Origin of the sequence: Paenibacillus terricola (genome assembly GCF_014779765.1) — a bacterium.
GTDB lineage: Bacteria > Bacillota > Bacilli > Paenibacillales > Paenibacillaceae > Paenibacillus_T > Paenibacillus_T terricola.
In genome coordinates, this window is record NZ_JACXZA010000005.1 from 198,334 (window position 1) to 210,840 (window position 12,507).

Consider the following 12,507-nt stretch of genomic DNA (forward strand, 5'->3'; position numbering starts at 1 on the left):
CTTAGCCCACCTTCTTTACTAGTTTTATCCAGTTCCACTCGTTATTTGATCCATACGATTTATAAGGCAAATCCTGTTTGTAACTTAGGCGAAGACAACCTTTTTCATGTAAGGCTATCAGACTAAATATGATCCCTTTGAATATGTTCCCGTCTAACGTAATACAAGGCAATACCGGATCTATGTATTTTTCACAAAACGGATGAAGTCCACCCTCCCATTCACCACTGTCCTCTATAATCTCTTGTATTAAAGTAATCTGCGGTAACGCATAAAAACCTGAGTACGCACGCTGTCCTAATCCCCAACACTCCATTATCCTTTTCCATGCGTTAACCTTCTCATGACCTACGAGAGTTTTAGAAAATTTACTGTTAACTTGATAGTGAATATTGGCAGAAAACATCTTATCAGGTTTTACGAATATTTGTTCATATAGGGAAGCAAATATATAATTCATACTCTCTTCTGTGCCTGTTTTCTCTCTTGCAATCTGTTGCAACCGAACAAAAACCATTTTCAAGTTCCATTCAACATTCTCAATTGGAACAAATCCCTTTCCATCCTTACGAATAAACTTCAGGTCTTCAAGGATAACCAATGCACTTTCGATAAGTGATGATATGTCCCCCTCATCAGAGTACTGATAGTTCTCACATAACCTTATGACATCTATACCAGGTGCTTTTTTTATACTTTTATAGATCACCTCGAGTTCAGGTCCGTAGCACATTTGAAAGAGCATAACCTTCTCCTCCTTTTTTTAACCTGATGTCGTTTAGTTCAATTCGTAGATGATAGTAGTTATGAATAGATCTTAGTTTGCTGTAATCCCTAGGCGAAGGAATAAATAAATCTGCCGGATTGCTAAGACAAATAGGACAGTCACATGGCAAGGGCTCGTTTAATCGTGCACTACTTGGTTTTGCATGGGATTTTTCGATGATATACGTTCTAAACGGTCTACTATAGAACACTTGAAAGAAAACGGCTGCCATTGTCGGTCTAGTTGAATCAAAAGATCGTACACCAATATCAACCATCGCATGCATCTGTGGTATACCCGTTACGCCAAATACGTGAAGATTGTTAGCGCCCACTATATCCGCAGCACATTTGATGAAATCAATCTGAGTTTTGTAATGTTTGGCCAGTAAAGAGCCGATCGCAAAATTTTTAAACCCCATTTTAACAAGCTCATATGCCGAATATGTAATGCTTGCAAGATCATAACCCTGTATAACTCCGACAGGTTCAAATTTATTAGGGAGTCCAGTTTTCTTAAATAGATTTATGTACTCATATGCATTAAAGAGTGTTCGTTCCATCGCCATATATTTTTCTGAAAGTAATACTTTGTTCATCATAGGTTCGTCAAAGTGAACCATTTGAATTGATTCAATATCAACATCACACTCTTCGACGATAGACAATTGCAGGTTAAAGATGTCCTTTAATTTGGGGCGCTCTCTTTGCTTGACATAATAAACTGAACCGCAGTCAATCATGATCCGTTTCGGTTTATTTAAGAATCTCTTTATCGTTCCTCTATTGTCTGGAACAGCACTTACTAACATTGGACAATCAGAAAAGTAATTAGAAAATATTGCATCGCTATGAGACCAACCAACATAGAACTCCACTTTCATTCCCCCTCCTCAATTGATATTAAACGTGATCATTCGTTTACTTACGTGATCTTACGTTATATTTTGAATGCTACCATATTTTTGTAAAAAAGACTACTATTTATCCAAAATAAAAAGGAGCCTTTTTAGGCTCCTTTCATCCATTCTCTCCAAATCTGATATATAAATTCACGATCTGCTGCGTTTATTAAAAACTTCCCTCGCTTACCCACATACTTACTCCAAAAAGGGTTATTTCGGCTAAAGAAGTCACCTACCCAATTTTCGTAGTGAAATTCTTTCGATAATTCCGGTATTACTATAGTTGTAGTGTTCGACCAGCTATCAATAAAGAATCGGAAATAAAAATCCCATGCAAAACTTGCATCTGCAACTGATATACTTTTAAAATTTCTTCGCTCGGATACTGGAAGATACCCAAGGTGAGGATATGTTGACACTAACGTTTTGATATAATCTACTAACCTCTCTTTTAAGAGTGGCCATTCCTCGTCTATGATTTGAAGTGTATTAAAACGCTTCAAGATATCTTGAAGTGAATTTATTGTCAGTAACTTTGTTGAATTCGCGCTTAACTTATCACTCTTCTCTATTAGAAGACTGAATATCTCGCACTCCATTAGACCAGTCTCACAGTAATTCGGCAAGTAATTATTCCGTGGGACAAACAAAACAGGATACTCATCTGTATCATCAGCTGCCGGTAATATAAATTGAAGGATTGGATTTGTAACCATCAATTCATCAATTGAGTAGTTAACAAGTACATCATAGATAATAATAACAAGGTCATTATTCGAAGTCTGTACTTCTATAGTATCCATTTTCAATAACTTAAGTTTAGCTATGGGCATCACACCTAAAAAGATGTTCCCCGTTCTTCTATTCAGTTTTTTAACACCATCAAAAGTGAGAAACATTATGTTGCCCCCAAAATAATATATGCCCTAGTGTATCACACTAGGGCATACATTGCTTTATTGCTTCCACTCTTTTTTCAGTTCTTTGATCTGAGAGTAATATACATGCGTATTGTGGAATCCTCTACGTCGATTTCTATTATTTCCTCGGAACACGACCACATCGATTCCAATTTCTTTACAAATTGGGCATTGGCATTGTTCCCACGGTCGTTCTTCCAACAATTCTCTATACAGATCCTCATGAACCTCACGGTTCTCACCAAGAATCATATCGTATTCCAAAATTGCAGATATGGCTTCGGATAACTGAAGTTCACCCCGACTAAACTTACGAAGCGCTTGCAATGCCTCTTGCTCTAATCGCTTATACTCTGCAAACTCTAACGATCCAGTTCCTTCTGCAATTAATTTTTTAACACGACCAGCAGTTTCTTTAGCCTCCGGAATCCGAATCGCAGTATAGTGTTTCCCTGTAATTGCATGATAGTTATGCCCTGTTCCAAGCCAAGCTCTTCTTAGAGGTGACGAAGAGTCAAAAGATGTAACTCCAAGTTTATGAAATGAACGCATAGTCCGCATGTCTCGTGCAACTCCGAATAGATGCATCCGGAAGTTTGTATTGGGAATTATTGGGGATATCTCTTTTAGAATCTCATAGATCCGATCAGATTGCTCTCTCGCTAATCCACCAAGGGCTATATAGTCATAACCCAAGTTAATCAGATGCTGCACTGCATTTCGAAATGACCCAGGATCCCATCCTTGTACAATACCAATTGGATGAAATTTATATCCCTTTGTTTCTTTGTTCTCGTTATATAACTTTAGGAACTCTTCAGCCATGGACAATGTTAATTCATAACGTTGATTTCTGATCGACTCGTCTCTTTGGAATGCCCCGACAACGAGATGGTCGATAGACACTCCATAATCGAATCCCAGTTCATGATAGTATTCAAGAATTTCTTCCGTTGTATAAGGAGGCATCTCTTGACTGATGTAACTAAAAGCCCCACAGTCACCCATTATCGGATAGTCTTTCGGTAATCGATAAAAGTCATGCATTCCCAATTCCTTCAGCAAAACGCGCTTTTGCTGCGTTGCACCATCAATATTTACTTTAGATACCAGCAAACCATCATACTGAGGCGACCCATGTAATTCGTGTGAGTAAACATCATTAATGAGTGGATTTCTATTTTTATCAGACATATCACTCATGAAATCATAATGCGGATCAACACGGTCATCATTCTCAGGCATAAAGAACATCGGTGCTGCAATGCAGTTTTTTGCAATTAGTTCAGGGGGCACTGGGTACAACTCACTGTAGAACTGGAGTAGTTGATTACCCTCCTCGGTAGTTGGCTTAGATTCATCAAACAACTCCAGTTGCTTTGTTTTCTTATTCAGTGAATTGAGTATATACTCCCGCACATTCTCTGGCGCATTGAGCAATTCATTCAAAGATGCCTCTCGATCATGCAACTCAATGTATCTCAGCATCTGCGAAAACAGAAACCCTTTGATCCCGATTAGCCCAAACCTAAACCTCTTAGCTTCCTGTTCACCTATGGCAAGAACATGATACTGATCCCAATTTAATATTCTAGCTTTACTTGATCCACCTGCAAAGAAGATGGCCCGTTGATGCGGTTCAATCTCAAGCGGCAATTCAATAGATTGGAGATACCTATCACCTAGTAAAAAGAAAATCAAATCATATTCTTTAACTTTTTCCTGCAAGTGTTGAGTAATCAATTGTTGTCTCGCCCATTTTTTGATCGATGATGGATCCATGGTATTGAACGTCACTTCATATGGAACTATTTGATCGTTCTCGGATAGTAGTCCGTATCCTGCAGACACTATAAATAGATCAATCTCTCCACCATTTTGTCGATACTCGTTAATACCAGACATCAGGGCTAAATGTTGACTTCCAGTATACATCTCACCCGCAGGCATCCGATAATCTATTAACTCTGCTTCCCGTTGTTTGAGTCTATTCTTATCCTGGAAATCTTCAAAAACAAGTTGATTTTCCGGTTTATACTTCTTCTCCCCTGTACAGGAGGTTACCACCATTATGCGTGTCTTCATATGCCCCTCCAACACGAAACGAAATATCGCCACCTAATACTAACAAGTTCTTTTTAAGTATTATAGAGCACGAATTCGTGTAATTATACTATTGCAGTGAATGATTAATAAATCTTTTCCCAACTAAACCAAAAACAGCAGCGCCAAACAATTGAATAATTGTTTTTACGATGATTTGTCCTAAAATCGCATATACTACAGCATCCCACGGCAAGAAGTTTGCTCCCAGAGGAGACAAGCCAACGATTACGAAAATAACACTATCTAAAAATCCTCCAACAATACCGGAATAAGCTACTCTCCATGCAAGTGGCAATTTCAATCTGGTATAGATTTCAGTATCCGTAGTTTCAGAGAATAAGAAGGTCAGTACCGACGCAAAGACTATCCACAATGTATCACCCAGTAATGAGGAAGTGATTGCTGACATAACAATAGCTACACCAATTAATAAATACGTTTTCTTCCTTCCAAGATAATTCTGAACTAAATCCCTCAAAATAAACGTTGCTCCAATAATAAATGTGCCAGCAGGTATTATAAATTCACCGAACTGAAACGGAACTGTACTTGCTGTAACAACATTTGCCGATACAATTGCCACCAAGTATAAAAATACTACTGCGTACATCCTCATATTATTCTATCCCCTCGACCGTTTTCGACACTTATTATACACCAGTTACCATAATCCAGCTACCCCTCAACATCATCCACTTCGTTCAAGGGTACTAATTAAACATACTATATATTAATCTATCAATTTCATGTTATTATAAGCAAAACAAATTATTCCCTACATATCCTTAACAAGGAGGATTTCCATGAAAAAATACGGGAAAGTTGCAGTTTTAGCCGTTCAAAAGATACATCAGGATAAAAATATCTACACAATAGACGCCTGGACACAAGCAGCAATAGAAATATTTACAGCTCAAACTACCCGACATAAAAAGGCCTGTCCAAAAAGTACATTTCTTGGATTATGTGAAGCAGGATTAATTAAGGGTATATCCAGTGAAAATATTAAGAATAATCTGCGAAAAGATACGAATAAACAATATGCACTTATCGCTATTTCAATTCTAAAATCAGATCCTTCTTTCGCCGAACGTCCACTTGAGCTTTGGAAAGAAATATGGAATGAGCACATCAAAGAAAACCCAATATCTCATAACTTTCAAATGGATGTTGTGACTGCACTCTGGAACAACGATCTTATTAATACAGCAACAACATCATTAGTCGATGACTTGGTTGGGGTAAATTAGAATTATAGATTCATAGCACTAAAAATGGCGTAGTTGTCATCTCTGATTCAACTACGCCAACCAACTCTTTTACTCACTTATATAATGTAAGCAAAGCCACACTCTCCACATGCACCGTATGCGGGAACATATCCACCGGCGTTACTTCCACTGTCTTGTACCCACCATCTTCGAGCACTCTCAAATCCCTTGCCAGTGTCGACGGATTACACGACACATACACAACCCGTTCCGGTTGCATGCGGATAATCGTATCCAGCAGTGCTGGATCACAGCCCTTGCGTGGCGGATCGACGACGATGACGTCAGCCGCAATTCCTTCTTCACGCCAGCGAGGAATAACAACCTCGGAAGGCCCTGCCTCGAAGTCTGAATTCTTAATACCATTCAACTCCGCATTCCGCTTCGCATCTTCGATCGCCTCTGGCACAATCTCAACGCCATACACGCGACCAGCTTGTCGAGCGAGGAACAACGAGATCGTGCCGATCCCGCAGTACGCGTCAATTACCGTCTCTTTGCCCGTCAGTCCTGCGTACTCCACCGCTTTCCGATAAAGCGCCACCGTCTGAGCCGGATTGACCTGATAGAACGAGCGCGCGGAGATGGCGAAGCGAATGCCGTCGAGCTCATCATAAATAACGTCGCTGCCCCACAGCGTGCGGGTCTCGTCACCGAAGATCACATTCGTATCGCGCGTGTTCACGTTTTGCACGATACTATTCACTTCCGGGAGCGCAGTGCGGATGCCCGCGATCCATTGGTCCTTGTTCGGGATATGCGTCCCATTCGTGACGAGGACAACCATCAGCTCACCTGTGACGAAGCCTGTCCGAACGACAACGTGGCGAAGCAGGCCGCGGCCACTCTCTTCTTCGTAGGCCGTAATGCCAAGCTCCGTACCGATGCGCTTAATATGACGCACGACTTCGTCGTTGCGCTCATGTTGGATCAGGCACGCATCCATATCAATGATGCGGTGGCTGCCCTGCGCATAGAAGCCGCCGATCAGACCTCCAGCGGCGCCGTCTTCGAGATCGGCAATCGCCATTCCGATAGGCACCTGAGCTTTGTTCCGATAGCGCCAAGGCTCGTCCATGCCTACAGTCGGGTGAACGACAACGGAGTGAGCCGGACCATCATCTTGAGCCTCAGCTCTCGCACTTACTCCACTAAGCTCTTCCCCAACATCCTGCCCATCAAATTCCTTCACACGCGGCTTCGCAGCTTCGCCTTCCACATACAGCTTACCGATGCGCACGAGGTTGTCCACGACATGCTGCCGCTTCCAGCGAAGCTGTGCCTCGTAGCTCATATGCTGCAGCTGGCAGCCGCCGCATTGCTTGTAGATCTCGCAAGGCGCGCCGACGCGGTCGGGGCTTGTCTCGATGAGCTCGAGCAGCTTGGCGTAGCCATATTGCTTCTTCACTTTCATCACGAGCACACGCGCTTTCTCACCTGGAAGTGCGCCATGCACGAACAGCGTGAACCCATTCGCACGACCAACGCCTTCACCATCATGCGTCAGACCAATAATGTCGACGACGTACTCTTCATTCTTGGATACTGGAGCATCGACAACCGTCGCCGCTGACATCCGACCTCCATTACGCCCGCCATTGCGTCCACCGTTACGACCATCACGCCGACCTTCACTTCTCTCGAAGCTGCTACCTGCTTCCGCGCTCCGGCCTCGTCCGCCTGCTCCGCCAGTCGAGCCTCCAAACTTCTTATTCCCTGCCGCCGCAGACGGCCTGCCCTTCTTCGTCATCCGTTTCAACACTCCGCTCTACTAGCATCATCTCACCCGGATAGGGTGAATATATACAAAAACCGCCATCCTCCGCGCAACCGCATCAGCGGCCACCGCGCGGCAGGATAGCGATATTACACTAGCACGCCATATTCCATTGTACCTCATCACGCGCCGATTAGGCATTCCCAATTGTTCTCGGATGCACTACCGATAAGTCGAAGTCCCCGACTCATCGACAAAAATATTCAAATGGCTCGGCAGCAGCGAGAACGTGCACGGCAGCGTGCCGCCGTATTCACCATCAAGGTTAAGCTGTACATAGTCCGCCGTCGTCACCTGCAGATGATCCGTCCGCAGGTGAACCACATGCGGATCGTTCAGATGCTCGCCGCGCAGCGCCATCGTCGCGATACGGATAAATTCTGGCAGGTTGCATTTGCGCAAAATAACAACGTCGAACATCCCGTCATCGAAGCTCGCGTCCGGCGCCAGCTTCTCGAAGCCTGCGACGGAGTTGCTGTTGCAGATAAGGAACAACATGATCTCCTCGTGAATTTCATCGTGACCGCGCGCTTGAATGCGCAGCTCGGTCGGGCGAAGCCGGGTCATTTTCTCCAGACCCTTCATATAATAGGCGAGCTGGCCGATCATCGTCTTCAGCTTGCTCGGCACCTCATAGGTCAGCTCCGTCAGAGAGCCACCGCCCGCAATATTAATGAAGTAACGATTATTCGCCACGCCGACGTCGATCGGGCGCGAATAACCTTCAATAATAAGGTCGCACGCATACTCCCAGTTTTTCGGGATACCAAGTGCGCGAGCGAAGTCGTTCGTTGTTCCGAGTGGCAAAATGCCCAGCGGAGGCCGGTTCGGCTTATCCGCCAGCCCGTTGATCACTTCATACAGCGTGCCGTCGCCGCCCGCCGCAATGATCAGATCATAGCCGCGCTCGCAAGCTTCCGCCGCCGCCAGTGAAGCATCGCCGGCTCCCGACGTCGCATGCGTGCTCGTCTCGATGCCGCCGCGCTCCAGACGCTGCAGTAGTTCCGGCAGACGCCGTTTGATTTCTTCCCGACCCGAAGTCGGGTTATAGATTAATCTTGCCCTTCTAATGTTACCGTAAGACATGCCTTACACCTCCAACCCGCGCAGCCATTGGAGCGACTGCCGGACCATCCAACGCGCCACTGCCGAATCAGGCAGCAGCGCTTTGCCGTTATACCGATAGTTGTGCCCCGTCAGCCTTGACGGAATTACCGTTGTCGTAAAATAACCACTGCTCAGGAACAACGGCGCCACCAGCACCGTCTCCTGCGGTTGTTCTTCGAGCATCTCGCCAAGAACACCTGATGCTTCATTAGGCAGCAGCATTGCAGTCCGCGCACGGGCAAGCCCGCCAAGCGCACGTACCTGTTCTGCCAGCATACGCATGCCGCGCTCATACCGTTCATAGAACCCCGCTAGATCATTGCCATGCGCAATGAGCAGCAACGATTCCTGCGACGGGTTGTCCGACAGCTCCTGCAGATTGCTCCACAACCGCTGTGCGATCTCCTCGTCGGCATCGATCGGTACGCCCATCGTCACCCGAATGCCGTCCGGCACATGGAAAGGTTCCATATCGCCTTCATAGTCAGGTATACCACGCGGGAATCCGAACGACTGCGCAATATCTTCCACATGCGTACTGCCCGAAGATATAAATAAAGGAAGCACGAAAAGGTCGGTAACGCCAGCGGCGGCCAACCGATCCACACCATCTTGAATGAGTCTGCCTTCGACAAGCTCGAGATATGAAGCTTCGAACAACACTTCACTCGAGACCTCCGACTGCAAGCTGCTGCCATCTGCAGCAAGTTGCTTAGCTACAGCGTCGGCCGCTTCAGCAGCCGATTCGTCAACAAGCCGTACCCATTCCGCCAACCGCGATCCGTGACTGATAATAAGAATGCCTGGCTTCATACGTTAGCGACCCAGACGCTCCAGCGTCATTTTGTACCCGTCGTTGCCGTAGTTCAAGCAGCGCTTCACCCGAGAGATCGTCGCCGTGCTCGCACCCGTCTCCGCTTCGATCTGGCTATATGTCTGGCCTTTGCCCAGCATACGTGCCACCTCAAGCCGCTGCGACAGCGATTGAATCTCGTTCACCGTGCACAAATCATCAAAGAATATATAGCATTCCTCTACTGTCTTCAGCGTAAGAACCGCCTCGAACAGCTGGTCAATCGCTTTATCGTTCAGCTTCTTCAGCTGCATGCGCGTCACCCCTATAAGGTATGAGAACTAATCTACTCAATTGTAAAGCGTACGTTACGTATAATCAAGCGCTAACGCATTCACGCATTAACGGATGGAAGGGCCTAGCTATGTGAAAAATGCTTCAAAAAAAGGGCATTCGTCCAGTCCGTATGTTCGCCTATGCCATACAATGTACTAAGCATTAGTCTATCGACAAAGGTTGTGATCGACGTGAACGTGCGCAATGGCCCGCCTCAAGGCTATCCGCCGCACCCCTACTACGACCCCTACGCTAGGCAAAATTCGCCCTTCCCCGGCATCAATGAACCTGGACCTGGACCGTTCGGATTCGGGGGCGGCTTACAAAGCGGGGGCGTGCCCGGTGGTCCGGCACCCTCTCATAAGACATCTGGTGCAGCTGCAGCTGAGAACCTGCTCGAAGGCGCCGCCAAATCCTCCTTGCCCGTTGTCGCCAATGCGGCCGAACTTGCTGAGATTGTAGAACCGGTCGAGGGTAAGGCAGGTAAGAAAGAGAAAGGCGGCCTCTTGGCCAATTTCTCGCTCGATAAGATCGGTGAGCTCAAAGGGGTTGTCGACCGTCTGGGCGGGATTGACGGTATCCTCAACAGCGTAGGCAAGATGCAGAAAGTGGTTACCAACTTACAGCAGATGGCACCGCTCATCAAGGTGCTTGCGGGATCGTTCAAGAAGGAGTCCAAATCTTCGCAGAAGTCTTACGACGACGATGATGACATCATCGTAAGACCCAAACGCCGCAAGCGGCGCAAACCCGGCGGCGGCAAAGGCCGCAAGCCAGGCGCTGCAGGCGCAGCCATGAAAGGCAGCGGACCACGTCCGCGGCCCAACGCCAAGAAGACCCGTTGACATCGGGTCTTCTTGGCTGTTCCGGCACACACAAACAAGAGGCTCAGCATCTGCCGAGCCTCTTGGTATATGAATTCTCCACTATCCCCGTGTGCTTAACCCGCGCTTACTTCGCAGCCAGCGTTACGTTGCTCGTCGTTACTGCCCATGTGCCAACCGGCTTCACGGTGTAAGTAACGCCGTCTTTCAACTCGCCGCCGTTCTGTACGTCGAAGATGCCCGTTGCGCCTTTGCGCGTCTGCACACGGTACTGCGCTGTAAGCTTCGAGCCGTCGGAGCCTTCAAGCGTCACCGAGCGGAACGCGAACAGCTCGTCCCCTGGATCCTGCGCCAACGTTACCGTCAGCGTCTTCGAATCCGTCTTCTGTGCCGAAGCGATCGTCAGCGGAGCAATCGGCTGCGCTACGAACGACGGCTGCTTCACCGTGAACCAGTCTGCGGAGACGGTGTAGCGAACGCCTGGCTGCAGCGTCTTGCCTGCTGGCAGACGGAACTTCGGCTCTTGCTTGCCGTCCGTCGATTGCGTGTAACCGACGTAGTTAACCTTGATTGGCTCGCCGCCTTCTGGCGTCAGCACAGCCGTCCGGTTGCGCAGCGACGAAATAATTTGCAGCGTCTGGCCGTTATGCTTGTTGCCTTCCTCCAGCACAATTGCGTCAGCGCCGCGTCCGCCTGCATAAGCAGCGATGACATAACCGTAGTCGACAACGCCATCGCTCAACAGCGCTTCAACCTCGAACGTATCGTTCGTCACTTGGCGCGTATCGTTAAGGCGGATGAGTTCTCCGCTGCCGGTGAAGGAAAGCGTCTGGCTGCCTTTGTACGTCAGCGTGTACGTGCGGCCCTCTTCCATCATCGTAACGGGCACGATGTATTGGTTGACGGAGCCTGTCTTCAACCGCGGTTGGTTGACGATCGTCAGACCGCCGTCGAACTTAAATGTCTCTGCCGATTTCTCGATCGTCTCGTCGTCCAGCGTCATCGGCTGGTTCATCGTTACTTCAAGCGCGATGCCGTCCAGTGCGCGTACTGATACGATGCGAGCATCCGCAGCACGTACGGACTGCTCAGCTTTCACGAGCAGGCGCGCCGTCTCGCCGCGTGTTGCATTTGCTTTGCCGTCAGCTACGCTGGACAACCAGCTTGTAAGCGACAGCGTATCTCGTTGCAGCGCCTTCGCCGCCATGACTGCCAGTTCGCTCTCAGATACCGGTTGGTTCGGATTGAACTTGCCGTCCTTCACATCGATCAAGCCGTTCGCGATCGCCGTGTTCACGAACGAGACGTACCATTTGCCGCTATGCTCGGAACCGAGCGATAAAGCAGCACCGTTAACTGGCTTCAGATCAAGTGCCAGCACGAGCAGCTTAGCCGCTTCGGCCCGTGTAACCGGTTGGTTCGGACGAAGCGAACCATTCTCATAACCTTGGATGACGCCCTGTGCAGCCAATTGCTGTATCGCTTCACGAACTGCCGCATCCATCGTTTCCGTCGACGCCTTAGTTGCAACCGCAACCGGTGCTGCCGATGCGTATCCAGGCACAATCGCCGCCGCCGAGATCGCTGCCGCGAGCGTCCATACCGCCAGTCGGCGTGGTTCCTTCATTCCTTGTACTTTCTTCGTCATTGTCGTTTCCTCCCGTGCGTGATTATGATGAGCGCTGAGCGCTTGCATTCCACTT

At 47.5% G+C, this 12,507-nt stretch carries 12 protein-coding genes; 2 read left to right on the forward strand and 10 right to left on the reverse strand.

The window, feature by feature from the left end:
• Position 1 precedes the first annotated feature (1 nt).
• The 5 genes from H8B09_RS19820 to H8B09_RS19840 all read right to left on the reverse strand — a co-directional run bounded on the left by H8B09_RS19820 (position 2) and on the right by H8B09_RS19840 (position 5,312).
• Complete coding sequence (locus H8B09_RS19820) at positions 2-745, reverse strand: hypothetical protein (protein WP_191205313.1); 744 nt, start codon at positions 743-745, stop codon at positions 2-4.
• Positions 717-1,649, reverse strand: coding sequence for a tRNA guanosine transglycosylase family protein (locus H8B09_RS19825; protein ID WP_224753795.1), 933 nt, complete (start codon positions 1,647-1,649; stop codon positions 717-719). Before H8B09_RS19825 ends, H8B09_RS19820 begins: the two co-directional genes overlap by 29 nt.
• Before the next feature lie 125 nt (positions 1,650-1,774).
• On the reverse strand, positions 1,775-2,569 hold the full coding sequence (locus H8B09_RS19830; protein ID WP_191205314.1) for a hypothetical protein: 795 nt from the start codon (positions 2,567-2,569) through the stop codon (positions 1,775-1,777).
• A 57-nt stretch (positions 2,570-2,626) separates the two neighbouring features.
• Complete coding sequence (gene dpdA / locus H8B09_RS19835; RefSeq protein WP_191205315.1) at positions 2,627-4,675, reverse strand: tRNA-guanine transglycosylase DpdA; 2,049 nt, start codon at positions 4,673-4,675, stop codon at positions 2,627-2,629.
• 88 nt (positions 4,676-4,763) lie between these two features.
• On the reverse strand, positions 4,764-5,312 hold the full coding sequence (locus H8B09_RS19840; RefSeq protein WP_191205316.1) for a VUT family protein: 549 nt from the start codon (positions 5,310-5,312) through the stop codon (positions 4,764-4,766).
• A gap of 187 nt (positions 5,313-5,499) precedes the next feature.
• On the opposite strand from H8B09_RS19840, the gene H8B09_RS19845 reads away from it, so the two are divergent.
• A complete protein-coding gene (locus tag H8B09_RS19845; protein WP_191205317.1) occupies positions 5,500-5,946 on the forward strand; it encodes a DUF6979 family protein in 447 nt (148 codons plus the stop codon).
• Between the two features lie 73 nt (positions 5,947-6,019).
• On the opposite strand, the gene rlmD is transcribed toward H8B09_RS19845, so the two are convergent.
• The 4 genes from rlmD to H8B09_RS19865 all read right to left on the reverse strand — a co-directional run bounded on the left by rlmD (position 6,020) and on the right by H8B09_RS19865 (position 9,958).
• Entirely contained in the window at positions 6,020-7,543 is a 1,524-nt protein-coding gene (rlmD, locus tag H8B09_RS19850) for a 23S rRNA (uracil(1939)-C(5))-methyltransferase RlmD (protein WP_191205657.1), read from the reverse strand.
• A gap of 363 nt (positions 7,544-7,906) precedes the next feature.
• Positions 7,907-8,830: a diacylglycerol kinase gene (locus tag H8B09_RS19855; protein ID WP_191205318.1), complete on the reverse strand. Its 924-nt coding sequence runs from the start codon at positions 8,828-8,830 to the stop codon at positions 7,907-7,909.
• 3 nt (positions 8,831-8,833) lie between these two features.
• On the reverse strand, positions 8,834-9,664 hold the full coding sequence (locus tag H8B09_RS19860; RefSeq protein ID WP_191205319.1) for a sirohydrochlorin chelatase: 831 nt from the start codon (positions 9,662-9,664) through the stop codon (positions 8,834-8,836).
• Between the two features lie 3 nt (positions 9,665-9,667).
• Positions 9,668-9,958, reverse strand: a complete 291-nt coding sequence (locus H8B09_RS19865) for a YerC/YecD family TrpR-related protein (protein ID WP_110046527.1) — start codon at positions 9,956-9,958, stop codon at positions 9,668-9,670.
• Positions 9,959-10,120: 162 nt separating this feature from the next.
• Between H8B09_RS19865 and H8B09_RS19870 the strand changes: the two genes are divergently transcribed.
• Entirely contained in the window at positions 10,121-10,825 is a 705-nt protein-coding gene (locus H8B09_RS19870; RefSeq protein ID WP_191205320.1) for a hypothetical protein, read from the forward strand.
• Between the two features lie 106 nt (positions 10,826-10,931).
• Here H8B09_RS19870 and H8B09_RS19875 read toward each other — a convergent pair whose 3' ends face one another.
• On the reverse strand, positions 10,932-12,452 hold the full coding sequence (locus H8B09_RS19875) for an S-layer homology domain-containing protein (RefSeq protein ID WP_224753796.1): 1,521 nt from the start codon (positions 12,450-12,452) through the stop codon (positions 10,932-10,934).
• Between the last annotated feature and the right edge of the window lie 55 nt (positions 12,453-12,507).

Excerpts from the sequence above, each read along its gene's own strand:
- H8B09_RS19875 (WP_224753796.1), bottom strand. The coding sequence starts at position 12,452 with ATGACGAAGAAAGTACAAGGAATGAAGGAACCACGCCGACTGGCGGTA.
- H8B09_RS19820 (WP_191205313.1), bottom strand. The coding sequence starts at position 745 with ATGCTCTTTCAAATGTGCTACGGACCTGAACTCGAGGTGATCTATAAA.
- H8B09_RS19860 (WP_191205319.1), bottom strand. The coding sequence starts at position 9,664 with ATGAAGCCAGGCATTCTTATTATCAGTCACGGATCGCGGTTGGCGGAA.
- H8B09_RS19855 (WP_191205318.1), bottom strand. The coding sequence starts at position 8,830 with ATGTCTTACGGTAACATTAGAAGGGCAAGATTAATCTATAACCCGACT.
- H8B09_RS19845 (WP_191205317.1), top strand. The coding sequence starts at position 5,500 with ATGAAAAAATACGGGAAAGTTGCAGTTTTAGCCGTTCAAAAGATACAT.
- H8B09_RS19870 (WP_191205320.1), top strand. The coding sequence starts at position 10,121 with ATGCCATACAATGTACTAAGCATTAGTCTATCGACAAAGGTTGTGATC.
- H8B09_RS19830 (WP_191205314.1), bottom strand. The coding sequence starts at position 2,569 with ATGTTTCTCACTTTTGATGGTGTTAAAAAACTGAATAGAAGAACGGGG.
- H8B09_RS19865 (WP_110046527.1), bottom strand. The coding sequence starts at position 9,958 with ATGCAGCTGAAGAAGCTGAACGATAAAGCGATTGACCAGCTGTTCGAG.
- rlmD (WP_191205657.1), bottom strand. The coding sequence starts at position 7,543 with ATGTCAGCGGCGACGGTTGTCGATGCTCCAGTATCCAAGAATGAAGAG.
- dpdA (WP_191205315.1), bottom strand. The coding sequence starts at position 4,675 with ATGAAGACACGCATAATGGTGGTAACCTCCTGTACAGGGGAGAAGAAG.
- H8B09_RS19840 (WP_191205316.1), bottom strand. The coding sequence starts at position 5,312 with ATGAGGATGTACGCAGTAGTATTTTTATACTTGGTGGCAATTGTATCG.
- H8B09_RS19825 (WP_224753795.1), bottom strand. The coding sequence starts at position 1,649 with ATGAAAGTGGAGTTCTATGTTGGTTGGTCTCATAGCGATGCAATATTT.